This window comes from Streptomyces lydicamycinicus (genome assembly GCF_000829715.2).
Lineage (GTDB): Bacteria > Actinomycetota > Actinomycetes > Streptomycetales > Streptomycetaceae > Streptomyces > Streptomyces lydicamycinicus.
The window spans coordinates 522,571-546,950 of the sequence record NZ_BBNO01000007.1 but is presented as its reverse complement, the minus strand read 5'-3'; the positions used below and the strand labels follow the sequence as shown (position 1 = coordinate 546,950).

The window sequence follows — 24,380 nt, the reverse complement described above, 5'->3', positions numbered from 1 at the left end:
TTACACCGGTGGGAGGCCCCGCCACCACACGGTTACGGCGTCGGCACGGCCGCCATAGCGGATGAACTCAGCGCTTCGGTGAATAAGCGGACATCAACGACTGTTTTCGGTCGGAGTCCGGCACGTAACGCTCTGCGTATGATCGCCCGTTCCTAGCAGGCCCCCACCATGGGATCCCTCGCCCGCCAGGGGCGCGACAGGTGGCGATGCTCCGGCAGTTGCCCGTATCTGACGGAAAATTTTTTGTCTGTGTGGGTAAATGGTGAAGAAAGGCGACCGAAAGTGTGCATCGGTTTTTGACCATTGATCGGCCGCTCAGCGATGGTCCTTCGCATGCCCGTCATACCCCGACCCGCGGCCAGCGGCCCGCTGCGCCTGCGCGACTTCCGTCTTCTGCTCGCCGGTGCCGCGGCCGGCCAACTCGGCGCCCAGGTCACCCTGGTCGCCCTGCCCCTCGTCGCGGTCTTGGAGCTCAACGCCCCCGCCTTTCAGGTGGGGTTGCTCACGGCCGCGGAGACCGCCGCGTTCCTGCTGGTCGGACTGCCGGCCGGGGCCTGGGTCGACCGGATGCGCAAGCTGCCGCTGATGATCCGGGCCGATGTCGTACGGGCCGTGGCGATGGCCAGCATCCCGCTGGCCGCCGTCGCCGGGGTGCTGACGATGGCTCAGCTGTATCTCGTCGCCCTGGTCACCGGAGTGGCGACGGTCTTCTTCGACGTGGCGCATCAGAGCTTTGTGCCGCATCTGCTGCCCAAGGATCAGCTGGTCCCGGGCAACGGGGCGCTGGAGACCATCCGTTCCTCGGCGCAGGTGGCCGGTCCCGGGCTCGGCGGCGGACTCGTCCAGCTGCTCGGGGCCTCCCTCGCCATCGTCGCCGACGCGGTCGGCTATGTGCTCTCGGCGCTGTTCCTGTGGGGGATCAAGCAGCCCGAGAGCCGCCCGGAGCGCGTCGCGGAGACGTCCCTGCGCCAGGACATCGGTGAGGGACTGCGGTTCGTGTTCGGGCACCGCCTGCTGCGTGTGATCGCGGTGACGACGGGCCTGGCCAACTTCTTCACCGCGACGCTGATGGCCACCCAGTCCGTCTTCCTGGTCCGGGTGCTCGGGCTGGCGCCGGGTGTGGTCGGCCTGGTGCTGGCCGCCTCGGCGGTGGGCGGGCTCGCCGGGGCACTGTGCGCGGGGCGGCTCGCCGCCCGGTTCGGCCAGGCCAGGATCATCTGGCTGTCCGTGCTGGCCACCGGCCCGTTCGCGCTGTTGTGGCCGCTGTCCGGGCGCGGCGCGGGCGCCGCACTGTTCGCCGTCGGCTCCGGCGTGGTCTTCTTCGGTGCCGTCGTCTACAACGTCGCCCAGGTGAGCTTCCGTCAGGCGCTCTGCCCGCCCCGGCTGCTCGGCCGGATGAACGCCACCCTGCGGTTCCTGATGTGGGGCACCCTGCCGCTCGGCGCCCTGGCCGGCGGTGCGCTGGCCGACGCGTTCGGCGCCCGCACGGCGCTGGCGTGGTGCGCGGCCGGAATCCTGGTCGTGCCGCTGCCGCTGCTGCTCTCCCCGCTGCGCCGGATGCGGGACCTGCCGGCCGCCGGGGCGGCCGAGGACACCCCCGCCGACACCACGGACCCGGCCGAGCCCGCGTCCGTCGGCTGACCCCGCGGCCGCCGTATCCGGCCCGCCCCTTCTCTCTCCGCGCACGGCCTTCCCACCCGCATCACCTCCCGGCGATGCGCGACCGTCACGACAAAGAGGATCACGTGCTCAGCATCACGAGCCAGTACCTGGCCCGTTTCCGGCGGTTGGACGCCGGTGACGGCACCCCGGTCCTGCTGCCCGTCACGGGCGCCCAGCGTCGCTTCGCGCTGGTGCGTGCCATGGACCCCCACGGGCGGCCGGATCTCGTGCCGATGTTCTTCGCCTTTCCACGCGGCACGGTGGACCCCGAACGCCTCGCGGCGGCCGCGAACCGTCTCGCCGCCCGGCACCCCGTACTCCGTGCCCGGCCCACCGTGCTGCGCGGCACCCCCGTACTCCGCCTGGAGCGGCCGCAGGTCCCCGTGATCCAGGAGACCTGCGCGCCCGGCGAGGACGCGGCCACCGTGCTGCGCCGGGCGCTGGGCCGGTGGGAGCCGGAGGGCGCACCGCTGCGGCTGTTCCTGGTGCCGGACGGTCCGGAGGGCACCGAGGAGGTCCTCGCCGTCGTACTGGACCACAGCGCGTGCGACGGCCAGTCGCTGGCCCGGCTCGTCGAAGAACTCGGCGCCGGCTACGACGAGGGCCTGGAGGCCGAGGGCCCCTCTCCCGCCGATGTCGCGGCCGAACTGGCCGCCTACCAGGACGCCGTGCTGCGGCAGCTCGACGCGGAGGAGCGCGCGGGGGCGCCGGAGGCGATGGTCTACTGGGGCGAACGCCTGCGCACGGTGTGCGAACAGGCCCCCGTGGCCCGGCCGGAACCCCTCTCCCCCGGTACGCCGCCGAGCGGCTCGGCCGCACTGCGGATGCCCGCGCCCTCCGGCGGGGTGCCCTTCCCCGAGCTGCTCAACGCCTGTCGCGCCGCGGCAGCGGTGCTCTACGGAGCGGGCCACGTGGTGCCGCTCGGCTACCCGTGGGGAGGGCGGCCGGCCGGTGCCGCGCCGGTGCTCGGCTGCTTCCTCAACACCGTGGTCTTCCCGACCACCACGGGCGACGCGCCCACCGCCTCGGCCACGGCGGCCGCCTGGTGGGACGACCTGGACCATGCCGCCACCCCCTTCGACGCCGTGGTGCACGCCGCCCGCGCGGCCGGCTCCGGCTGGCGGGGGCGGCTCGACGGCATGCTGACCGTCGACGACACCCGACGCCAACCCCCGCTCCGCCTGGGCGGGGTGACCGGCCGGGAGATCCATGTCGACGGCCGGGCGGTCCGCGGACCCTTCGCGGTCTCCGTCTCCCAGGGCCCCGAACTGCGGCTGCGCATGGTGTGGGACCGCGCGGTCCTCCCCGATCACGCCGCCGAGAGCGCCTTCACCGCACTGGCCGACGCGGTACGGACACCCGTGCCGACGGCCGGCTGACCCGGGGCCCGCCCCGCACCCGTCCACCGAACCCGCCGGACCTGCCGCGCGATCCGCGGCGCGGTCCGTGCACCCCACCGGCCGGGCCCGACCATGCCCCGGCCGAGCACACCAAGACCCGACGACCTCAGGGATCGCCCATGCTTCCGCTCTCCTCCTCGCAGGAGATCGTCTGGCTGCACGAACAGGTGCAACCGGGCAGCCGCGCCTACAACTTCACCGCCGCCCTCGACCTGTGGGGCACGCTCGACACCGACGCGCTGCGCGACGGGCTCGCCGCCGCACTCGACCGGCACGCCGGTCTGCGACTGGAACTCGTCGCCGTGGCCGGGGCGATGCCGGGACAGCGGGTCGCCGGGGCCTGTGCGCCGCGGCTGCGCACGGTGGACCTGAGCGGAGCGGCGGACCCGGAGGCCGCGTTCCAGGAGCTGCTGCGCACCGAGGCGGAGACCCCGCTCGACACCTACGAGGCACCGCTGCTGCGCTGGACACTGGTCCGGCTGGCGGAGGACCGGCACCGGCTCATCCACGTCGAACACCATCTGATCCACGACGGCCACTCGTTCGCGATCCTGCTGCGGGACGTGTTCACCGTCTACCGGGGCCGCGTCCTGGGTGAGCCGGTGGAGCTGCCGCCCGCTTCCTCGTACGCCGACCATGTCCGGGCCCGGTCCGGGGACGAGGCAACCGCGGAGCGGCGGGAGGGTCTGGAGTTCTGGGCCGAGGCGCTGCGGGACAAGTCCTACGACCTGCCGCTGCCCGGTCTGGCCCGGCCCGGTGCCCGGCGGCGGCACCACGGCGGCCAGTTGCGCCAGTCGATCGGTGCGGATCTGGCGGAGCGCCTGCGTGCCCACGCCCGTGACCGTGGTCTGACCCCGTTCGCCACGCTCCTCGGGCTCTTCGCCGAGCTGCTGCGCCGGCACAGCGGCCGCGCGCAGATGGTGATCGGCACCGCGGTCGGCAACCGTCCGCGCGGTTTCGAGGACGCCGTGGGCATGTTCGTCAACACCATCCCGCTCCCGCTCCGGCTGGACCCGGCCGCACCGGCCGAGGAGTCCATGGACGAGGTGACCGACACCCTCATCCGTGCGCTGCCGCACCAGGAGGTGCCGATCCAGGAGCTGACCCGCGCGCTCGGGCTGCACACCTCGGGGGCGGACAACCCGCTGTTCGACGTCATGTTCAGCGCGCACGACGCCGAACTGCCCGACATCGAGGTGCCCGGCCTGGACATCACCCTGTTCGAGGGCTTCAACACCGGCACCACCCGGTTCGACCTGGACGTGGTGCTGCTGCCGGACGACCGCCGCGGCGTCGGTCCCCGGCACGGCGCACCGGGCATGACGCTGGTCTGGGACTACGACGCCGACCTGTTCGGCGAGGACGTGGCGAAGCTGCTGGCCGGGCGGTTCCTCGACCTGCTGCGGGCGTATCTCGACGCGCCCGGCACCGCCCTCGCGGACCTGGCGCCGCCGCCGGCACCGTCGGCCCTGCCGGCCGCCGCTCCGCAGGCGCCGGCTCATGACCCGCTCGACCCCGCCACCGCCCACGACCCTTCGCTGCCCGCGCTGCTCGTCGGCGCCCGCCGGCTCACCTACGGCGACCTGGCGGACCGGGTCGCCTCGCTCGCGCAGCGGATGCTGGCGGCGGGGGTGACCGCCGGTCAGCCGGTGGCCGCCGTGCTGCCCCGCGGTGCCGACTCGGTCGTGACGCTGCTGGCCTGTCTGCGCACGGGGGCGGTGTACTGCCCGCTCTCGCCGTCCGATCCGCCGGCCCGGCTGACGCTGCTGCTGGAGCGGCTGACCCCGGCACTGGTGCTGACCTCGGCGGACGCCCCCGTCTCCGTTCCCGACGGGCTGCCGTCGGCCACCGTCGACGCCGCGGTCCTGCCCCCGGCGCGGGCGGCGGAGACCGTGCCCGGCGCCGCGTACCTCATTCACACCTCCGGGTCGACCGGCATACCCAAGCCCGTCGCCGTCGGCCGCGCGGCGCTGGAGAACCATCTGACCGGAGCTGCTGAGCGGTTCGGCCTCGGTGCGGGTGACCGGGTGCTGCTGTTCGCCCAGCCGTCGTTCGATGTGGCCCTCGAAGAGGTGCTGCCGTCGCTGTACGCCGGGGCGTGCCTCGTCGCCCCCGAGCGCGAGGTCCCGACCGGCACCGAGCTGGCCGAACTGCTGGTCGCCGCCCGGGTGACCGTGGCCAACCTGCCCACCAGCTACTTCCTGGCCACCCGTCAGGAGATGCGCCCCGCGCTGCGGGACGGTCACTGGGCGCCGCGCCTGCTGGTGCTCGGCGGTGAACGTCTGCCGGCGGATGCGCTGCGCGCGTTCCTGGCCGACACCGACAGCACCGTGCTCAACGTCTACGGCGTCACCGAAGCCGCGATCAGCACCACCGTCCACGAGATCACCCGGGACGGCCTCACCGAAGGGGCGGAGATCCCGCTCGGCACCGAGCTGCCCGGCGAGCGGGTCCATGTCCTGGACGCCCACCACCGGCCGCTGCCGGACGGCGCGGTCGGTGAAATGGCCATCGCCGGGGCAGGGTTGGCCGAGGGCTATGTGGGCAACCCCGAGGTCACCGACGCCCGGTTCCGCCGCGTCGAGGCGCTCGGCGGTGAGCGGGTCTACCTCACCGGTGACCGCGGCTACCGGGGCCTCGACGGGCTGCTGTACTTCCTGGGACGCCTGGACCACCAGATCAAGCTGCGGGGTTACCGCATCGAACTGGAAGAGGTGGAGGCGGCCGCCTCGGCCGCGCTCGGCGGGCGGTCCTGCGCCGTCGTCCTGGACCGCGAGGCCCCCGGCGGGCCCCGGCTGGTCGGCTTCCTGGAGAACGCGGACGACGACGGGCCCTGGGACGAGCAGGCGTTGCACACGGAGCTGAGCCGACGGCTGCCGAGCGCCCTCGTCCCGGGACGCTGGGCCCGGCTCGACGTCATGCCGCGGCTGGCCGGCGGCAAGCCGGACCGGACCGCGCTGACCCGCAGCGCCGCCGCGCTGGAACCGGCCGTCCCCGCCGAGGAGTCCGGCGCCGGGCAACCGGTGGAGCCGGCCGATCCGATGACGGCGCTGCTCGTCGAGGGCTGGCGCGAGGCCCTGGGCCACGAGCGGTTCGACCCGTCCTCGGACTTCTTCCGGTCCGGTGGCCACTCGCTGCTCGCCGCGCAGCTGGCCTCCTGGCTGGAGCCGCGGCTGGGGCAGCGCCCGCCACTGCGGCTGCTGTTCCAGAACCCGGTGCTGACCGACCAGGCCGCCGCGCTCGCCGCCGTCGGCACCGCTGCCGCCGGCCACACCTCGCCCGTTCCCGCCGCCTCGACCACCGTGACGGAGTCCCGATGACCCAGCCGATGACCGCCCGGACGCCGGCCCCGACGCCCGCCGGCACGCTGAGCATCGCCCACGGCGCGCGCCCCGCCACCGACGGCGGGACCGAGGTCCTCGCCCGCTTCGAGGAGTGGGTCCGCCGCTCCCCCGACGCGCCCGCGGTGATCGACGGGGCGCACAGCTGGACGTACCGGCAGATCGGCGCCGCCGCCGACGAGGCCGTCGCGGCGCTGCGTGCCCGGGTACGGCCCGGAGACCTGGTCGGTGTCTGCCTCGACCGCTCGGCCGCCCTCGTGGTGACCGCCGTCGCGCTCGCCAGGCTCGGCGCCGTCTATCTGCCGCTGGGGCCCCGCCCCGGGGAGCACCGCACCGACGCCGTCACCGAGGATCTGAACGTCGGCTGTCTGATCGGCGATCCCGAGCTGCTGCCGCCCCGGCACCGGACGGGCGACCGGCTGGATCTGGCGCTGCCCGGCGAGGGAGCCAATGCCACCACCACGGTCGTGGCGGCCTTCGCCGCGCCCGGTGCCGGCGCGCACTCCGCGCCCGCCGGAACGTTCTACGCCGTGCTGACCTCCGGCTCCACCGGCCGCCCCAAGGCGGTGGCCGTCGGTGAGCCCGCGCTCGCCGGGCTGCTGGACTGGTACCGGGCCACGACCGGTCTGGGCCCCGGTGACCGGCAGTCGCTGCTGATCGGCGTCGCCTTCGACCCCCATCTGCTGGAGCTGTGGGCCGGGCTGACGTCGGGAGCGGCGCTGGTGCCCGCCCCGGACGAGGTCCGCTGGGACTCCGTGGTGCTCGCCGACTGGTGGCGCACCGCCGAGGTGTCGGTGGCGGTCGCGGCGACCCCGATGGTCGAGCCGCTGCTGGACCGCCCCTGGCCGCAGGATCTGAGGCTGCGTCATCTGATCGTCGGCGGTGACCGGATGCGCCGCCGTCCCGGCGCGGCGGTGACCGCCACCGTCCACAACGCCTACGGCCCGGCCGAGGCGACCGTGGTCGCCACCACCTACGCCATGCACGGCACGGACAGCGCGGCGGGCACGGACTCCGCGCCGCCGATCGGCCACCCCGTACCGGGCGTGACCGTGCTCGTCGCCGACCCGGAGGGCCGGCCCGTCGAGCGCGGTACGGAGGGTGAACTCCTCATCGGCGGCAGCGGGCTGGCGCTCGGCTATCTGGACCCCGAGCTGACCGCGTGCCGCTTCCTTGCCGTGCCCGGGGGCCTCGAACTGCCGGGTGTGGAGCGGGTGTACCGCACCGGTGACCGGGTGCGGATGGCGGCCGACGGGCAGCTGGAGTTCCTCGGCCGCCTCGACGACCAGGTCAAGATCAGCGGGGTGCGGATCGAACCGGCCGAGGTGGAGGCCGCGTTCGAGCAGGACCCGGCGGTCCTGAGCGCCGTCGTCACCGCGCCGCGCACCGCCGACGGCCGGGCCCGCCTGGTGGCGTACGTACGGGCGGCGGCCGGTGCCGGGCTCACGGCGGACGCGCTGCTGCCGGCCCTGCGGACCTGGCTGCCCGAGCAGGCCGTTCCCTCGGACGTACGGATCGTGGACTCCTTCCCCCTGGACGCCAACGGCAAGGTGGACCGCGCCGAACTCACCCGGCGGGCGGCCGAGTCCGGCCTGTCCCGCTCCGGCGGCACCGCTCCGGACGGGACCGCCGCGGACGGCGACGGGGCAGCCGACGCCACTCCCGGTGAGCGCCTCGTGCTGAGCGCCGCCCGCGACATCCTCGGCCGGCCCGGGATCTCCCTGGCGGACAACTTCACCGAGGCCGGCGGCACCTCCGTGCTCGCCGCCCGGCTGCTGACCGTCATCGAGAAGGACAGCGGGATACGGCTGCGCGCCCCCGAGCTGCTCCGCCAGCCCGATCTGCGGGCCGTGGCCCGGCTCGTCGATGAGCGTGCCTCCCGGCAGCCGGCGGGTGCCTGAGATGACCGCCCGCACCCCCGCGTTCCCGTCCTTGCCCGACACCCGGAAGGAAGGCCCCGTGCCCACCGAAGGCACCCCGTCCCCCGCACACCGCCCGTCCGCTGAGCGCGCCGCGGCCGACCGGCCCGCGCCCTCGGCCGGTCTGCCGGCCCTCGTGGCCTGGCACGCCGCCCGGACCCCCGACGCCCTGGCCGTGGCGGACGGCGACAGCACGCTCACCTACGCGCAGCTGGTCTCGGCGGGCCGCGCGCTCGCCGCGCATCTGCGGGCGCACGGCGTCGGCCCGGGTGACTCCGTCGCCCTGCTGATGCCCCGCTGCGCCCGGACGGTCGTCGCCCAGCTCGCGCTGTGGTGGGCGGGCGCCGTGTGTGTGCCGCTCGATCCGGCCCATCCGCGCGCCCGTTCCGAGGCCCTGGCCGCCGAAGCGGGTGCCACGCTGACCGTCGGCGACAGCAAGCTCCTGGAATCCGCGGCGCTCACCGGGGCCACCCTCGCACTGCCCGGTGACCCGCTGGTGGACGGCGACCCCGCCCCGGCGGCCGAACCGGGCCCGGACGCCACGGCGTTCATCATGTTCACCTCGGGCTCCACCGGCCGCCCCAAGGGCGTGGCCGTGCCGCACCATGCGATCGCCGAGCTGGTCTCCGACCCCGCGTATCTCACCCTCACCCCCCGCGACCGGGTGCTCTTCCACTCTCCGATGACCTTCGACGCCTCGACCTTCGAGGTGTGGGGTGCCCTGGCCAACGGCGCCGCGGTGGTGGTGTGCACCGACGAACGGCCGTCGTTCGAGGATCTGGCCCGGCACGTGGAGCGCCACGGCGTCACCGTCGCCTTCTTCACCACCGCGCTCTTCCACCAGCTGGCCGGCCGCCGCTCCCGGATCTTCGCGCCGCTGCGCACGGTGATCGTCGGCGGCGAAGCGATGTCCGCGCACCATGCCCGCGCGGTCCTGCGGGCCTTCCCCTGGCTGGAGCTGGTCAACGGCTACGGGCCGACGGAGGCGACGACCTTCACCACCACCCACCGTGTCACCGACGCCGACTGCGACGGTCAGGTGCCCATCGGCCGGCCGGTCGCCGGGGCGGCCGTGCATCTTCTCGACGCCGCCGGCCGGCCGGTCCGGGACGGTGCACAGGGCGAACTGTGGATCGGCGGCAGCCGGCTGGCACACGGCTACACCGGGCAGCCGGAGCTGACCGCCGAGCGGTTCGTCCAGCACCCTGAACTGGGGCGCCTCTACCGCACCGGCGACCTGGTCTCCCGGCGTCCGGACGGGCTCCTCGACTACCACGGGCGCACCGACGACCAGGTGAAGATCCGCGGCTTCCGGATCGAGCCGGCCGAGATCGAACACGCCCTGCGTGAGCGGCCCGAGGTGGCCGACGCGGCCGTGACCGTGCACCGCCCCTCCCCCGACGACGCCCGGCTGGCCGCCTTCGTCGTGGCCGCGTCCGGGCCGGTCCCCCGACCCGAGGCGCTGCGCGAGCGGCTCGCGACCGTCCTGCCCGCCCATCTGGTGCCCGACGAGGTGCGGCTCGTCGACGCGCTGCCGCTCACGCCCTCCGGCAAGGTCGACCGCCGCGCCCTGACGGACCTCGTCACGACGGACGCGCCCGGCGCCCCGGCCGGTCCGCTCGGCCCGCTCGAAGAGGCGGTCGCCGAGATCTGGAGCCGGTCGCTGGGCCGTGAAGTCGCCCGTGCGGATGCCGACTTCCTCGCGCTGGGCGGCCACTCGCTGCTGGCGCTGGCCGTCACCGACGATCTGCGCGAGGAGCTCGGTGTCGAGCTGACCCTCGCCGACTTCTTCGCCGCCCCCACGGTGGCGGGACACGCCGCGCTGGTCGAGCGGGCCCTGCTCGCCGCGCACAGCGATCTGCGCCCCGGCGCCCCGGAGGACACCGATGCCCACTGACACCCCCACCACGGCGGCGCTCCAGGAGGAACTGCTGCGCCGGGCGCGCTCCCGCGCCGCCCGCCCCGCTCCCGCCCCCGAGACCGTCCGCCACGGGCCCGCGCCGCTCTCCCACGCCCAGCGCCGGATGTGGCTGATGGACCGGCTGGGCCAGGGCGGCGCCTCCTACAGCGTGCCGTTCGCCACCCGGCTGCGCGGTCCGCTCGACCTGGACGCGCTGGCCTCCGCGCTGACGGCCCTGGTGCGCCGCCACGAGATTCTGCGCACCCGGTACGGGCAGCAGGACGGCGAGCCCTACCAGGAGGTGCTGCCCGCACCCGAGGCGATGGCGCCGCGCGTCGTGGAGACGGCCGCCGAGGGCGCCGGCGGCCTGCTGGCCGAGGAGGCGCACCGCCCGTTCGACCTCGCCGCCGGCCCCGTGCCGCGCGCCCTGGTCCTGCGGCACGGACCGCAGGACCACACCATCTTGCTGACGTTCCATCACATCGCCCTGGACGGCGCCTCGTTGGAGACCGTCGCCGGGGAACTGGCCGAGCTGTACACGGCCGCCACCGGGGGCACCGCCGCCGAGCAGCCGGCTCCCCCGCAGTACGCGGACTTCGCCCGTCGGGAGCAGGCCGCCACCGACCGCCTCGAACAGGGGCTGCGCCACTGGGAGGCCCGCCTCGACGGCATCTCCCCGCTGCGTCTGCCCCGCCCCGCGCACCCGCCCGCCGACGGTGGCACCCGGTCCGCCGGAACGCACACCGCCCCGCTCGACCCGCGGGTGCCGGCGGCCCTGCGCGAACTGGGCCGGCAGCGCCGGGCCACCCTCTTCACCGTGGCCCTGGCCGCGGGCTTCGCCGCCCTGCACCGCTTCACCGGCCAGGACGACCTGGTGATCGGCGTCGCCGGCAGCCACCGGCAGGGCGCGGAGATGCGCGGCCTGGTCGGCCTGTGCGTCAACACCCTCCCGGTCCGGGTGAACGCGGGCGGCGACCCGTCCTTCACCGTGCTCGTGGAGCGCGTACGGGAGGCGCTGCTCGATGCCCAGCAGAGCCGTGAGGTGCCCTTCGATCTCATCCTGGAACGGCTCGGGGCGGCCGCCCGCGACACGGACGGGACGGCCCTGATACGGGTCAGCGCGGACGTCCTGGGCGAACCCACCACCCTGCGGCTGCCGGGCACGGTGAGCGAGTATGTCGAGGTCGGCGCCGGTGAGGCCAAGTTCGACCTCTCCTTCGCGCTGGTGGACACCGATGCCCCGGCCGGCCTCGTCCAGTACGGCCGGGCCGCGCTGGACGAGGAAGCCGCGGCCGCTCTCGGTGTGCACTACGGCGCGCTGCTCACCGCCGTCGCCGACGACCCGGACCTGCGGCTGTCCCAGTTGCCGGGTGAGGTACCGGCGCCGCGGGACGAGACGGATGCGCACCCGGCCGAGACGCTGCTGCGCGCGCACCCCGGGGTGGCCGAGGCGGCGGTGCTCGCACCGGCCGGCGGCCCCCTCCTGGCCTATGCCGTGCTGCGCGGGATCGGCGGTCCCACACCGGCCGAACTCCGCTCCCGTCTGCGGGCGGTGCTGGCTCCGGAACTGGTGCCCGCCGCCGTGACGCTGCTGGACGCGCTGCCGCGGACGGCCGACGGCGCGCCCGACCCGGCCCGGCTGCCCGGACTGCCGTCCGCGCCCGCGCCGGAAGGCGCCCGCGCCGAGGCCGTGGCCGAAGGCTTCGCCGCGCTGCTGGGCCGTCAGCCCCGGCCGGACGACGACTTCTTCCTCCTCGGCGGTCACTCGCTGGTCGCCGTGCAGCTCGCCGAGCGGCTGCGCGGGGCGCTGAAACTGCCGCTGACCGGCCTGGACATCATGCAGGCCCGCACCCCGCGCGCGGTCACCGCGCTGCTGGACGCCCGGGCGGAGGAACGGGCCGCCGCGCCCACGGTCACCGCGTCCCGTCCGCGGCGCTCACGCGAGGGCACGGTCCTGGTCACCGGCGGCACCGGCGGGGTCGGCGCCTTCGTCCTGCGCGAACTGGCCGCACAGGGCCGCCCGGTGCTGGCCCTGGCCCGCCCCGAGTCCGCGCACCTGGTCGCCGGCGACGGCGTGGACGTCATCGAGGGCGACCTCACCGACGTGGCCGGGCTGCGCAAGGCCGTCGAGAGCGCCGATGCGGTCATCCACGCGGCCTGTACGTTCACCCGCCCCGAGGTCGATGTGACGGCGATGGCGGCGATGGTCGGCGCCTGGTCGCGCGGCCCGTTCGTCTTCGTCAGCAGCGTGGACGCCTATGGACACCCCGCCGGCGAGTGGGTGGCGGAGGAGTCCGCCCCGGGGCAGCCGCTGAGCCCGTACGGGCAGGCGAAGCTCGACTGTGAAGCGCTGCTGCTGCGGGCCGCCGGTTCGCAAGGCCGGGGCGGGGCGAGCGCCGTCCGCTCCCCCCTCGTCTGGGGCCCGCACCAGCGGCTGCGGGACCAGCTGCGCTGGGGCGCGACGGGTCTGCTCTACCAGGCCGCACGGGAGGGCCGGCCGCTGGTGCTGCCCCGGCCGGGTACCGGTGGCCATGCCTGGTTCGGCGCGGCCTGGGTGCACGCCGCGGCCCTGGCCCGGTCCGTGGTCTCCTGCCTGGATGCTCCCGTGCACGGCGTCGCCAACGCCGTCAGCGGCCATGTCACCTGGCGGGATCTCGCCGCCACGCTGACCGAGCTGCTCGGCAGTGACAGCGAGATCCGCGAAGCGGACGAGGTCCACCCGGACCTCGACCACCGCTGGCACTACCACGCCGACCGGCTGTCCCCGTCCCTGCGTCTCCAGCCGGGCGAGGACTGGCGCTCCGTACTGGCCGAGATGGCCGGCCCGTCCGAGCGGTGACCCGATCGGTGTGACGACGCAGCGCCCGGTGCCCCCTCGGCCACCGGGCGCTGCTGCCGTCACGCCGTGCCGGGGACATGGTGCTCCGGGAAATCACCTCTCCCCCGGCCTGCCCCTCGCGGTTTCCCGCGCCCGGCTTGCGACCATGGGCGGGCTGCCGGGCTGACGCCCTCCGTCGCCGCAAAGGAGCCCCCCATGAACGCCAGCACGGACCTGCTCGTCGATGCCTTCGGACGTATCCGGGAGAGTGTCGAGGACGCGGTCACCGGGCTCGACCCCGATGAGCTCGGTACCCGCCCGGATGACGGCGCCAACTCGATCGGCTGGCTGGTCTGGCATCTCACCCGGATCCAGGACGACCACCTCGCCGGTGTGGCCGGCACCGAGCAGATCTGGACCTCGGACGGCTGGTACGACCGCTTCGGCCTCCCGTTCTCACCCGACGACACCGGCTACGGCCACTCCGCGAAGGAGGTGGCGGCCGTACGGGACCTGACCGATGAGCTGCTGATGGGCTATCACGGCGCGGTCCACGACAACACCGTGCAGTACCTGGCCGGGGTCGACGACAAGGACATGAAGCGCGTCGTCGACCGCGCCTGGACACCGCCGGTCACCCTGGGCGTCCGGCTCGTCAGCGTCATCGCCGACGACCTCCAGCACGCCGGGCAGGCGGCCTATGTGCGGGGCCTGCTCGGCCGTTGAGCGGCGGGCTCATCGTCTGCGGGGCAGGCGATGCAGCTCCACAGCGGTGAGCCGGCCGGCGGTGATCTCCGCCGTCATATAGGTGCAGTACGGCTGCCGGCGGCGGTCGGTCGGCGAGCCCGGGTTGAGCAGGCGCAGCCGGTCGCCGGCCGTGGAGTCCCAGGGGATGTGGCTGTGTCCGAAGACCAGCACATCGAGCTCGGGGAACCGTTCGGCACACCGGCGCTCCCGGCCCTGCGCGGGGCCGGTCTCGTGCACCACGCCGAGCCGCACCCCCGCCAGCTCCGCGTACGCCACCTCGGGCAGCCGCGCCCGTAGTTCCGGGCCGTCGTTGTTGCCGTACACCCCGATCAGCCGCCGGGCGCGGCCTTCCAAGAGGTCGAGGGTGGCGGTGTCGACCCAGTCACCGGCGTGCACGACGACATCGGCGTCCGGCACCTCGTCCAGCAGCTGGGGCGGCAGCGCCTTGGCGCGCTTGGGCAGATGGGTGTCGGACAGCAGCAGGAGTCGCACGGGAACTCTCCTCGGGACGTGCTCACGGACGCGGGCCGGGCGGTCAGCGTTCCTGCGCGGTGGGCCGCACAGTGAGCTCGTTGACCGCCACATGGGGCGGCTGGGTGACCATGAAGACGACGGAGCGGGCGATGTCCTCGGCCCGGAGCCAGGTCTCGGGCGGGAGTCCGTGCGCCGACGCGGCCTGGCTGCCACCGCGCGTCATCTCCGTCGAGGTCATGCCCGGTTCGACCAGCCCGACCCGGACCTGACGCCCGGTCACCTCCTGGCGCAGCGCCTCGCTGAAGCAGCACACCGCGTGCTTGGTGGCCGAGTAGACGCTGTTGTCCTTGCGGGGCACCCGGCCCGCGACCGAGCTGACGGTGACCAGGTCGGCCACGCCGCGCGGCCCCTCGTGCGCCGCGCGCAGCAGATGCGGCAGCGCGGCATGGGACATCCGCAGCACCGCCTTCAGGTTGAGGTCGACCATCCGCTCCCAGTCCTCGGGGTCGCTGTCCGTCACCGCCCCGCGGGCGCCGAATCCGGCGTTGTTCACCAGGAGGTCCAGCCGCCCGAAGTGGCCCACGGTCTGATCGACCGTCCGGCGTGCCTCGGGGGCGGCGGCGAGGTCGGCGGTCACGGCGAGGGACGCGCCGCCCTGCGCGCCGATCTCCTCCGCCAGCTCCTCCAGTCGCCCGGTGCGGCGGGCCACCAGCGCGAGGGAACAGCCCTGCCGGGCGAGCGCCAGGGCGGTGGCGGCACCGATGCCGCTGGAGGCGCCGGTCACCAGCGCCACACTGCCCGTCAGCGGCTTCCGGTCGACGCCGCGGCCCGCCCCGGAGGCGCTCCGGTGTGCCGTCGCGGCGTGCTCGGTCTCTCCGGTGCCCATCGCGTCCCGCTCCTCGCGCTCGGATTCCTCGGTCGGGGTGGCCGACTGCACGGTCCGGAAATCCGTACCCCGTCGGGCCACAGAATTCCCTTCCCCCTCTGGTATCCGTATTTCTCATCTGCCCCACGGAGAAAGCCGGATGGCCAAGAAATGCGGGCCGGCATTCCCCGGACGCGGTGCGCACGGCCGGACACCGGGTAATACCCAGAGAACCCCCTTGCTCCCGGGAGCTGCTCATGAGGCATACGCATCCCCTGCCCGGCGACATCGGACTCACCCGAATATCCGGCATCACCGGCCGGCTGATCCGCTTCGGACAATGGATCAACGGAGACGGCTTCGCCGACTATCAGCACGCCTTTCTCGTCCTGCCCGACGGCCGGCTGCTGGAAGCCGAGCCGGGCGGGGCCCGCATCAAGCCCCTCACCACCTACGACGGCACCCCGGTGTGCTACGTCTGCCCGGAAGGGCTCACCGAAAAGCAGCGCACCGCGATCTGCGCCGCGGCCACCGCCTACGTCGGGGTGCCCTACAGCTTCCTCGACTATCTGGCGATCGCCGCGCACCGCTTCCACCTTCCCCTCCCGGGGCTGCGCCGCTATGTGGCCGGCACGGGGCACATGATCTGCTCCCAACTCGTCGACCAGAGCTATCAGGACGGCGGGGTCCATCTGTTCACGGACGGCCGCTGGCCGGGCTATGTGACACCGATGGCCCTGTACAACCTGCTGGCCGACTGACCCCCGCGCGGGCGCACCCGACGGCACCGGAATTCCTCCCGGTAACGTGGCGCATATCATTGAGCCATCGGTGCGAGGGGTGACGGACCATGCGGCAGCAACCCGTTCTTGTCTATGACGGCGACTGCGCCTTCTGTACGTCCTCGGTGCGGTTCGCGGAACGGCGGCTGCGTCCGCGCTGTGCGGCCACGCCCTGGCAGTTCACCGATCTCACCGAGCTCGGCATCAGCCGGCGTCGCGCCGAGCACGAGGTGCTGTGGGTGACGCCGACCGGTGCCGTGCACGGCGGGGCGCAGGCGGTCGCCAAGCTGCTGCTGAGCGCGCCCCGCGGGTGGCCGGTGGTGGGCGCTTTGCTCACCCTCCCGCCCCTCCGCTGGGCCGCCCATGGGGTGTACCGGCTGATCGCACGCAACCGGCACCGGATGCCGGGCGGGACGGCGGCCTGTGCGCTGCCGTCCTCCCCCGCCGCCCGGAAGCAGCCGTAGCGGGATCCGCGGGACGCGTCAGCGCCGTGCCGCCGGCCCATCCGCCCCTTCCCCGGCGCTCCTCCGGCGGTCCGCGGCGGTGCCCGGCCGAGGTGCTACACCGTCAGGTGCCGGGCTTGCGGCCGTAGACGTAGACGTCGTCACCGTTCTTGAGCAGCGACCAGTACTTCTTGGCGTCGTTGCTGCGCATATTGACGCAGCCGTGCGAGCCGGGGGCCGACCAGACGCTGCCGCTGATGGAGTGGAACGCCTGCCCGCCATCGAAGAACTGGCTGTACGGCATGGGGACGTTGTAGAGGGTCGACACATGGTGCAGATGGCGCCAGTAGATCTTCTTGGCGCCGGTGCGGGTCTCGTAGCCGTCGCGGCCCGTACGGACCGGGACCGGGCCGAAGACCAGCTTTCCGCCGTCCTGGATCCAGCTGAGCTGGCGGGTGAGGTCGACGCAGGCTATCCGCCCCTTGTTGGTGGGGCAGTGGCCCGCCTTGTTGGGGGTGCGCCCGGCCGCGTTCTGCTGTGCCACGACGCGCATCACGCCCCAGGTGACGGGTCCGGCGTAGCCGATGTTCGGGGTGATGCCGTGGGTGGTCTGGAAGGCACGGATCGCCCGGCAGTCGGCGGCCGACTGGCGGCCGTCCACCCGCAGTCCGAGGAATTTCTCGGCCTGCTTCTGGTAGGGGCCGCGGCTCGCGGTGCACGAAGACGCGGTGGCGGCCTGAGCGGTCGAGCCGAAGGCCACCGTCAGCGGAACGGTCAGCGCCGTGAGGGCGAGCGCCGCGCCCGCCCGACGACCGGCGCCGGACCGCGGGACACGCAGGTTCAGTCGTCTTTTCATGCCCCGTAGGACTGTTTGCCCGACCCGCCGGTTGCAGGCGTGACCGACCCGAAATATCTGGTACGTGATCCGCGCCCCCGGTGGACGGAACGGCGTCCCGTCCACCGGGGAAGCGGGACCGCCTTACAGCACCACGACCTTCTTCTGGTGGGCGTAGCTGAAGCCGTCGTCGTCGAAGTAGAAGACGGTGACCTTGAGCTTGTCGCCCTTGGCGAAGTGCGACACGGCGGCCGGGCGCAGGTTCACCAGCGCCGTGTGGTCGCGGTAGTCACAGACCAGCTTGTCGATCTTGACGGTGCCGGCGGCGTACGGCGCGTCGTGGCCGGTCCCGTTGATCTTGACCGCCCTGGCCACCAGCTGGTGGTTGATGTCGACGTCACAGGAGTAGGTGACCTTCACTTGCAGGCCGGGCTCGTGCAGCGAGACGTTGTCGATGGCCAGGATGTTGGCCTTGGCGACCGCCGCCGGCGCGGCGACCAGTACGCCGGCACCGGCCAGGACCGCGGCGGCCGAGGCGCCGACGAGACGGCGCCGTATACGGGATGACTTCATCGGTGGCTTCCTTCCCCCCGCGCAGCCGCCCTGGTCTGGTCATGGACGGAGAAATATCCGTCTGTGCGGGCGACTGCGACAGATGTTCAATTTGACGGCGATCATACGTGATCTCCCGTGCGGCGCCAGGAGGTTTTCCACCACAACGGGACGACAGGGCCGACGGCGAACACGCCCCTCCCGATAACCCTCCGCTGTCGCATCGCCACTTAATGTGCTTATGGCGGCCGGCTGCGGCGCCCGCGGACGGCCGCCTTCCCGGGCTCCCCCTGGAGTCACCCCCGCCCAGAAGGGACGACGCATGATCACCGATGCAGTGCGTGCGGAGTACGAGCACCGCTTCGCCATGTACGACACCGACGGCGACGGCTACCTGACCGCCCAGGACTTCACCGACCGGGCCCGGCTGCTGACGGACGCGGTGGGTGAGCCGGCGGACTCCCCCAAGGCGCGGGCGCTGGGTGCGGGGATGCGCCACACCTTCGAGCAGCTCGCCGCGCTGGCGCAGGTCGACGCCACGGGGCGGCTGAACCGGGAGCAGTTCGTCGCGGCGTTCGCGCGCGCGGGTGCCTCGGGGTCTCTCGGCCAGGTGGTGGGACCGTCGATCGCCGCGACCGTCGCCCTCGCCGACGCCGACGGGGACGGTGTGGTCAGCCGGGAGGACTTCGCGGTGGTGCACCGCGCGGCGGGGTACTCGGCCGCACAGGCGGCGGAGGCCTTCGCGGCGCTGGACCGGGACGGCGACGGGCGGCTGCTGGTCGAGGCCTGGCCGGCCGAGTAGGCGCCCCAGGGCCCGGCCACGAAGCCTCGCCCGGCTCTCAGCCGACTCTCAGCCGCGGAAGGTCAGTGCGAGGTGCGCCCTCAGCCCCGGAGCGCTCACCGGGCTCTCGCGCAGTCCCAGGTAGCCGTCGGGGCGGATGAGGAACCCTTCACCGCCCCGCGCCCCGTACATCTTCCGGAACGTGTCGAGGCCGTCGTGGACGACGGGCAGCGACAGGCCGTCCGTCCGGAGGTGCGGGGCCGCGACCACCCAGGCGCTCAGCTGCCCCTGCGCGCCGCGCCGCGCCGACGCCACCACCTCGTCGTACGGCGCCAGTTGGGCCTCGTCGTCCGCATAGAGCAGCAGGGTGTGGTCCGGCCCGCGCAGCAGGTCGAACAGGCGGGACGGGAACGCGGTGAGGTCGTGGCGGAGGCCGTCGCAGTCCGGTGCCCGGTCGCCGGGGGCGGGGCCCTCGGGCCATTGCCGGTCCGGCCCGACGATCGGGCTGCCCCGGTAGCCGACGAGCAGTTGGGCCTCGCGCCGGATCACCGTCGACGGGTCGTCGGGGTCCGCCTGGACGCCGCTGCCGGCGTGCCGGACCGTCCGCTGCACCACTTCCTCGCCCACGGGGTGGCGCTCCGCGTGATAGCTGGCCAGCAGCCCCTCACTCGCGTTCGACCGCACCGCCAGGGCCACCTTCCAGGCCAGGTTGTAGGCGTCCTGGATGCCGGTGTTCATGCCCTGGGCGCCGGTGGGCGGATGGATATGGGCGGCGTCTCCCGCGACGAACACCCGGCCCGCTCCGTAGCGGTCCACCAGACGGTGGCTGATGCGGAAGACCGAGGACCAGCGGAGCGAGGAGGCGCGGGTGGGCTGCGGTGAGAGCCGGTCGAGGACCGCCTGGATGTGCGGGAGGCCGGGCGCGGGCCCGGCTTCCAGACCGTGCGCCACGTCTTCCTCGTGCGGCTTTTGCGGCAGGGAGAGTTCGGGCGGGACGAGCATGGACATCCGGTAGCGGTTACGACCGGGCAGCGGGATGCAGACCAGCAGGTCGTCGGTGCGGCCGTCGGTCTGGTGCATGGCCCGTACCGCGTAGCCGTGGGGCAGTTCCCAGTCGACCTCGACATCCCCCAGCATGTACTCCTCGGGGAAGGAACCGCCCTCGAAGCTCAGGCCGAGAGCCTTGCGGACGACACTGTGGGCGCCGTCGCAGCCGAGGAGGAATCCGGTGCGGATCCGCTCCTGTGCGCCGGACGGCAGCGCGAGGCAGGCCCGGACCTCGTCGGCGTCCTGCTCGAAGCTCAGCAGCTCCGTGCCGCGTTCGACGTGGGTTCCCCAGCGTGCGAGCCGTTCGGCAAGGATGCGTTCGGTGGCGTACTGCGGCAGTGCGGCGAAGCGATAGGGCACATCCGGCGGCAGGGTCAATTCGATCCGCGCCTGCTCCGCGCCGTTGACGTAGATCAGTTGTCCCCGGAGCGGGGCCGCGGCCTCCAGGACCTGCCACGCCACCCCCATCAGGTCCCAGATCTCCAGCGTCCTGGGCTGGATGCCCACCGCCTTGGCGAACGGCTGCGGGGCGGGCAGCCGGTCGACGATGCGGCATCGTACGCCGCGCCGCCGCAGTTCACAGGCCGCCGTCAACCCGACCGGGCCCGCACCGACGACCAGGACATCCACATCGGCCATGGCTGCCTCCCGGGCGGAACCACACTCCTTCCCAAGGGAACACAGCGCGGTGGGGCTGTCCATTTCCGATGGACGGCCCCACCGGAGAACGGGCCGTTACACCGCTCAGGACCCGTGCGCGGTGCATGCGTACCTGCGCAGCGCGTGCATCAAGTGCGCCGGTTGCGCTCGGCGGACACCCCCCGGCCGAGCAGGTGATCGCCGGGCTTCTGAAGGTCATGCGCCCACGGCCTGCGGGGTGCGCCCCCGCCCGCCTGAACAGGTGCGCCGTGTGCAGGCACGGCCGCGCGCCGACGGCAAGGGGGCAGGCCGGTCCGCGGCGGCGCTACCGCGCGCTCTGCCGATAACAACTCGGGGCGTGGTTGTCTCTTCCCCGTCGAATTCATGGCGCCGCGCGGAAATCGCAGTTCGAGCTCCATTCGAACGCGATACGCCGCACCGGCGCCAGGTTTCCTGAATGGCTGCCAGGCAACTGCGCGGCGAGCGACGGGAGTAAAGGCATGCAATTTCCTCAGGTATCGGAATCGACGACCCGGAGTGAATTCCGGGGCTACGGGGCCCGGGGCATCACGGCAGCAGCCGTCCTGCTGGCGGCCGGTGCGCTGAACCTGGTCACCGCGCAGCCCGCCGAGGCCCGGGGCGGCGGGACCTGGGACCGCCTGGCCGGCTGCGAGAGCGGCGGGAACTGGCGTATCGACACCGGGAACGGGTTCTCCGGAGGGCTTCAGCTCGCCCACTCCACCTGGCACTCGTTCGGTGGCGGCGCCTATGCGGCACGGGCGGCGCGGGCGACCCGGGCCCAGCAGATCCAGGTGGCGAAGCGGGTGCTGGCCCGTCAGGGCTGGGGCGCGTGGCCGGCCTGCTCGGCCTCGCTGGGTCTCAACTCGGCCACCGAGCACCGCACTCCACGGAGCACCACGGCCCGCCCCGCGCCGCAGCGGCACGCCGCCCCGTCGTCCCGCGGCCGGGTCCGGCATCCGCAGTCCCATGAGAAGCGCTACAAAGTGGGGCGCCATAGGAGTACCGGCGGCTCGGTCGTCGTCAACGCCGGGGACACCGTGAGCGGTATCGCCTACGCACACGGCTGTGGCTGGCAGGAATTCTATCGGCTGAACCGTCGCGTGATCGGGGCGAATCCGCATCTGATTTTCCCCGGCACACGACTGGCTCTGCCGCACTCCGGCACCCGCTGAGCACCTTCCGGAATTCCCGGTACATCATGACGCAGACGCGGGGGAATTCCGCTGAAACTCCTTACCCACACCGCGAGATGGCCCGCCGGAGGGGACGGGCCGGCGCGGAAAGGGGTGGCGACGGCCGGGTGTGGTGATCGGCCGCCGGGAGTGCCGGAGGCGGGAGCGCTCCCCCGCCTCCGGCGCCAGGCATTCCTGACAAGACGTCAGGGGACGGGTGGATACGAGTGCGTGATGGGGACAGGTGCGAGGGCGTCGCTGCCGCCCGGCCGACGGTGCGGCCGGCGCGGGCGGACGGCTCCGTTTCCGCCGTGCTACGCGGTCGCGTACACCTTGTTGGCGAACTCCGCGATCTCCGCGTCGCTGAGGTTCTTGGCGAGGTTGGCCTCGGTGATCATTCCCACCAGACGGTGGCCGCCCTTGACGTCGATCACCGGCAGCCGCTTGATGTGGTGCTGCTCCATGGTCTGGAGAACCTCACTGGCGCCCGCGTCCGCGTCGATCCAGTGCAGCGTCCCGCCCATGGAACCGGCCTGCACCGTCGCCGGGTCGATCCCTTCGGCACAACACGCGATGACGATGTCACGGTCGGTGATAAGGCCCATGAGCTTGTTGTTGTCGCCGCAGATGGGCAGGCAGCCGACGTCCAGATCCCGCATCATCTTCGCCGCGTCGTGCAAGGACTCGTGTGCACCCACGCAGTGCGCTCCGCCGGACATGATGTCTCGGGCTCGCAACTTGGTGGCCATGATTCCTCCTGTCGCAGGAGTGTGCTTGCATGCCTCGCCTTCGATCACATCACGGATGCCCCCGAGATGCTCACCGGGACGGCCGGAACATCCGGCCGCGGCGGGACGGGGGCTGCCTCCTGGGACGACTGCCGGACCCGGCGCCGTCTCCGGGCGTAGTGTCGGTCCGTGACGACGTCGAATCCTTTCTTCGAGCCGAGTGATCTGCCGTACGCACTGCCGCCCTTCGCGCGGATCCGGAACGATCACTTTCTGCCCGCGTTCACCCGCGGCATGGCCGACCAGCGGGACGAGGTGGCGGCGATCGGCGCCTGTGCCGAGCCGGCGACCTTCGAGAACACCGTGGAGGCGCTGGAGCGCAGCGGTGCGGTGCTGGACCGGGTGCGCCGGGTGTTCTTCAACAAGGTGGCGGCGGACACCGACGAGGAGATCCAGGCACTTGAGGTCGAGATCGCGCCCCGGCTGGCCGCCCATGCCGACCTGCTGCTGCTCGACCCCGCTCTGTTCGACCGGCTGGACGCGCTGTACGAGCAGCGCGGGGAACTCGGGCTGGACGAGGAGCAACTGCGGCTGCTGGAACGCCACCACACCCACCGGGTACGGGCCGGTGCCCGGCTCGCCCCCGAGCAGCAGCGGCGGCTGCGCGAGCTGAATGCCGAAATCGCCGCGCTGAGCACCGAGTTCATGCAGAACCTGCGGGTGGCCACCGCGGCCGCCGCGCTGGTGCTGGACCGGGCCGAGGAACTCGCCGGCCTGCCCGCGGACCGGATCGCGGCCGCCGCCGAGCAGGCGCAGGCCCTCGGGCACCCCGGCAAGTTCGCGCTCACCCTGAAGAACTTCTCCTGCCAGACCGAACTCGCCGCGCTGGAGGATCCCGCGCTGCGCGAGCGGCTGCTCGCCGCCTCCCTCGGGCGCGGTATCGACAGCAACGGCCCGGTCGCCGTCGCCCTGGCCGGGCTGCGCGCCGAGCGCGCCGCGCTGCTGGGCTACCCCCATCATGCCGCCTGGGAGGTCGCGGACCGGACCGCCGGCACCACGGCGGCCGTCGAGGAGCTGTTCGGCCGGCTGGTCGCCCCGGCCGTCGCCAACGCCGAGCGGGAGGGCGCGGCGCTGGCCGAGGCGGCCGGGGTGGCGGAGATCGGCGCGGCGGACTGGCAGTACTACTCGGAGCGGGTGCGCAAGGAGCGGTTCGACCTCGACGCGGCGGCGCTGCGGCCCTACCTGGAGCTGGACACCGTGCTGCACGACGGTGTCTTCCACGCCGCCGGGCTGGTCTACGGCATCACCTTCACCCGGCGTCCCGATCTGGTCTCGTACCACCCGGACGCCCATGTCTACGAGGTGCACGACGCCGACGGCAGTCCGCTCGGCCTGTACATCGGTGACTTCCACGCCCGCGAGTCCAAGCGGGGCGGCGCCTGGATGGACTCACTGGTGGCGCAGTCGAAGCTGCTCGGGCAACGGCCGGTGGTGGTCAACAACATGAATGTCGCCAAGCCTCCGGCGGGCGAGCCGGTGCTGCTGAGCTGGAGTGAGGTCAACACGCTGTTCCACGAGTTCGGGCATGCCCTGCACGGCCTGTTCTCCGATGTCCGCTATCCGCTGCTCTCCGGCACCCAAGTGCCCCGAGATTTCGTCGAGTTCCCCTCGCAGGTGAACGAGATGTGGGCGGACTGGCCCGAGGTGCTGGCACATTACGCCCGGCACCACGTCACGGGTGAGCCGATGCCGGCCGAACTCCCCGCCCGGCTGCGCGAGGCGGAGAACTTCGGCGCGGGCTTCCGGATGGTGGAGCACCAGGCCGCCGCGGTGCTGGACTGGGCCTGGCACACCCTTTCCACGGACGGCGACATGCCGGGCGCGGACGAGGCGGAGGCGTTCGAGGCGGCCGCGCTGGAGCGCTACGGGCTGGCGATGGCCGCGATCCCGCCGCGCTACCGCACCGGCTACTTCGCCCATATCTTCAGCGACGGTTACGCGGCGGGGTACTACGGCTACCGCTGGGCCGAGGTGCTGGACGCCGACACCGTGCGCTGGTTCCGGGAGAACGGGCGGACGATCCGGGAGAGCGGTGAGATCTTCCGCCGGGAACTCCTCGGCAGGGGCGGCAGTGTCGACCCGCTCGCGGCGTTCCGCGCGGTGGTCGGCCGCGACGCGGAGATCGGACCGCTGCTGGACCGTCACGGGCTGACGGGCTGACGGGCTGACGGGCTGAACCCCGGAGGTCCCCGGC

General features: G+C 73.4%; 18 protein-coding genes. 12 read left to right on the top strand and 6 right to left on the bottom strand.

Going from position 1 to position 24,380, the window contains the following annotated elements; all coding sequences use genetic code 11:
- Positions 1-333: 333 nt before the first annotated feature.
- From TU31_RS24920 to TU31_RS24890, 7 genes are all read left to right on the top strand, one after another.
- Positions 334-1,641 (top strand): MFS transporter, encoded by a 1,308-nt coding sequence (locus TU31_RS24920; protein ID WP_042158367.1) that lies wholly within the window; start codon positions 334-336, stop codon positions 1,639-1,641.
- Between the two features lie 104 nt (positions 1,642-1,745).
- A complete protein-coding gene (locus TU31_RS24915) occupies positions 1,746-3,041 on the top strand; it encodes a condensation domain-containing protein (protein ID WP_042158366.1) in 1,296 nt (431 codons plus the stop codon).
- 140 nt (positions 3,042-3,181) lie between these two features.
- A complete protein-coding gene (locus tag TU31_RS24910; protein WP_042158365.1) occupies positions 3,182-6,382 on the top strand; it encodes a non-ribosomal peptide synthetase in 3,201 nt (1,066 codons plus the stop codon).
- Complete coding sequence (locus TU31_RS24905; RefSeq protein ID WP_042158363.1) at positions 6,379-8,304, top strand: non-ribosomal peptide synthetase; 1,926 nt, start codon at positions 6,379-6,381, stop codon at positions 8,302-8,304. Before TU31_RS24910 ends, TU31_RS24905 begins: the two co-directional genes overlap by 4 nt.
- A 58-nt stretch (positions 8,305-8,362) precedes the next feature.
- Positions 8,363-10,219 carry a non-ribosomal peptide synthetase gene (locus TU31_RS24900; protein ID WP_078885968.1) on the top strand — a complete coding sequence of 619 codons (1,857 nt, stop codon included), beginning with the start codon at positions 8,363-8,365 and terminating at the stop codon, positions 10,217-10,219.
- Positions 10,209-13,061: a condensation domain-containing protein gene (locus TU31_RS24895; RefSeq protein WP_042158359.1), complete on the top strand. Its 2,853-nt coding sequence runs from the start codon at positions 10,209-10,211 to the stop codon at positions 13,059-13,061. The genes TU31_RS24900 and TU31_RS24895 overlap by 11 nt, the downstream gene beginning before the upstream one ends.
- Before the next feature lie 195 nt (positions 13,062-13,256).
- Positions 13,257-13,766, top strand: a complete 510-nt coding sequence (locus TU31_RS24890; RefSeq protein WP_042158355.1) for a mycothiol transferase — start codon at positions 13,257-13,259, stop codon at positions 13,764-13,766.
- 9 nt (positions 13,767-13,775) lie between these two features.
- Here TU31_RS24890 and TU31_RS24885 read toward each other — a convergent pair whose 3' ends face one another.
- Both TU31_RS24885 and TU31_RS24880 read right to left on the bottom strand, forming a co-directional pair.
- Positions 13,776-14,279: a metallophosphoesterase family protein gene (locus TU31_RS24885; protein WP_042158352.1), complete on the bottom strand. Its 504-nt coding sequence runs from the start codon at positions 14,277-14,279 to the stop codon at positions 13,776-13,778.
- Between the two features lie 43 nt (positions 14,280-14,322).
- Positions 14,323-15,147, bottom strand: coding sequence for an SDR family oxidoreductase (locus TU31_RS24880; protein ID WP_078885967.1), 825 nt, complete (start codon positions 15,145-15,147; stop codon positions 14,323-14,325).
- Between the two features lie 236 nt (positions 15,148-15,383).
- Here TU31_RS24880 and TU31_RS24875 point away from each other — a divergent pair, with 236 nt between their 5' ends.
- Positions 15,384-15,887 (top strand): C40 family peptidase, encoded by a 504-nt coding sequence (locus TU31_RS24875; protein WP_042158349.1) that lies wholly within the window; start codon positions 15,384-15,386, stop codon positions 15,885-15,887.
- Between the two features lie 89 nt (positions 15,888-15,976).
- Entirely contained in the window at positions 15,977-16,372 is a 396-nt protein-coding gene (locus TU31_RS24870; protein WP_042158344.1) for a thiol-disulfide oxidoreductase DCC family protein, read from the top strand.
- 103 nt (positions 16,373-16,475) lie between these two features.
- Here TU31_RS24870 and TU31_RS24865 read toward each other — a convergent pair whose 3' ends face one another.
- Together TU31_RS24865 and TU31_RS24860 are read right to left on the bottom strand one after the other, a co-directional pair.
- Positions 16,476-17,207, bottom strand: a complete 732-nt coding sequence (locus TU31_RS24865; RefSeq protein WP_042158342.1) for a L,D-transpeptidase family protein — start codon at positions 17,205-17,207, stop codon at positions 16,476-16,478.
- A gap of 123 nt (positions 17,208-17,330) precedes the next feature.
- Positions 17,331-17,759, bottom strand: a complete 429-nt coding sequence (locus tag TU31_RS24860; RefSeq protein WP_042158338.1) for a hypothetical protein — start codon at positions 17,757-17,759, stop codon at positions 17,331-17,333.
- Between the two features lie 301 nt (positions 17,760-18,060).
- Here TU31_RS24860 and TU31_RS24855 point away from each other — a divergent pair, with 301 nt between their 5' ends.
- Positions 18,061-18,540 (top strand): EF-hand domain-containing protein, encoded by a 480-nt coding sequence (locus TU31_RS24855; protein WP_042158334.1) that lies wholly within the window; start codon positions 18,061-18,063, stop codon positions 18,538-18,540.
- Between the two features lie 48 nt (positions 18,541-18,588).
- On the opposite strand, the gene TU31_RS24850 is transcribed toward TU31_RS24855, so the two are convergent.
- A complete protein-coding gene (locus TU31_RS24850; protein ID WP_042158331.1) occupies positions 18,589-20,205 on the bottom strand; it encodes an FAD-dependent monooxygenase in 1,617 nt (538 codons plus the stop codon).
- Positions 20,206-20,705: 500 nt separating this feature from the next.
- On the opposite strand from TU31_RS24850, the gene TU31_RS24845 reads away from it, so the two are divergent.
- Positions 20,706-21,398 carry a LysM peptidoglycan-binding domain-containing protein gene (locus tag TU31_RS24845; protein ID WP_042158328.1) on the top strand — a complete coding sequence of 231 codons (693 nt, stop codon included), beginning with the start codon at positions 20,706-20,708 and terminating at the stop codon, positions 21,396-21,398.
- A gap of 314 nt (positions 21,399-21,712) precedes the next feature.
- On the opposite strand, the gene TU31_RS24840 is transcribed toward TU31_RS24845, so the two are convergent.
- Positions 21,713-22,147, bottom strand: coding sequence for a CBS domain-containing protein (locus TU31_RS24840; protein WP_042158325.1), 435 nt, complete (start codon positions 22,145-22,147; stop codon positions 21,713-21,715).
- Positions 22,148-22,315: 168 nt separating this feature from the next.
- On the opposite strand from TU31_RS24840, the gene TU31_RS24835 reads away from it, so the two are divergent.
- Positions 22,316-24,346, top strand: coding sequence for a M3 family metallopeptidase (locus TU31_RS24835; protein WP_042158323.1), 2,031 nt, complete (start codon positions 22,316-22,318; stop codon positions 24,344-24,346).
- Positions 24,347-24,380 lie beyond the last annotated feature (34 nt).

Excerpts from the sequence above, each read along its gene's own strand:
- TU31_RS24920 (WP_042158367.1), top strand. The coding sequence starts at position 334 with ATGCCCGTCATACCCCGACCCGCGGCCAGCGGCCCGCTGCGCCTGCGC.
- TU31_RS24910 (WP_042158365.1), top strand. The coding sequence starts at position 3,182 with ATGCTTCCGCTCTCCTCCTCGCAGGAGATCGTCTGGCTGCACGAACAG.
- TU31_RS24905 (WP_042158363.1), top strand. The coding sequence starts at position 6,379 with ATGACCCAGCCGATGACCGCCCGGACGCCGGCCCCGACGCCCGCCGGC.
- TU31_RS24895 (WP_042158359.1), top strand. The coding sequence starts at position 10,209 with ATGCCCACTGACACCCCCACCACGGCGGCGCTCCAGGAGGAACTGCTG.
- TU31_RS24890 (WP_042158355.1), top strand. The coding sequence starts at position 13,257 with ATGAACGCCAGCACGGACCTGCTCGTCGATGCCTTCGGACGTATCCGG.
- TU31_RS24880 (WP_078885967.1), bottom strand. The coding sequence starts at position 15,147 with ATGGGCACCGGAGAGACCGAGCACGCCGCGACGGCACACCGGAGCGCC.
- TU31_RS24875 (WP_042158349.1), top strand. The coding sequence starts at position 15,384 with ATGAGGCATACGCATCCCCTGCCCGGCGACATCGGACTCACCCGAATA.
- TU31_RS24870 (WP_042158344.1), top strand. The coding sequence starts at position 15,977 with ATGCGGCAGCAACCCGTTCTTGTCTATGACGGCGACTGCGCCTTCTGT.
- TU31_RS24865 (WP_042158342.1), bottom strand. The coding sequence starts at position 17,207 with ATGAAAAGACGACTGAACCTGCGTGTCCCGCGGTCCGGCGCCGGTCGT.
- TU31_RS24860 (WP_042158338.1), bottom strand. The coding sequence starts at position 17,759 with ATGAAGTCATCCCGTATACGGCGCCGTCTCGTCGGCGCCTCGGCCGCC.
- TU31_RS24855 (WP_042158334.1), top strand. The coding sequence starts at position 18,061 with ATGATCACCGATGCAGTGCGTGCGGAGTACGAGCACCGCTTCGCCATG.
- TU31_RS24850 (WP_042158331.1), bottom strand. The coding sequence starts at position 20,205 with ATGGCCGATGTGGATGTCCTGGTCGTCGGTGCGGGCCCGGTCGGGTTG.
- TU31_RS24845 (WP_042158328.1), top strand. The coding sequence starts at position 20,706 with ATGCAATTTCCTCAGGTATCGGAATCGACGACCCGGAGTGAATTCCGG.
- TU31_RS24840 (WP_042158325.1), bottom strand. The coding sequence starts at position 22,147 with ATGGCCACCAAGTTGCGAGCCCGAGACATCATGTCCGGCGGAGCGCAC.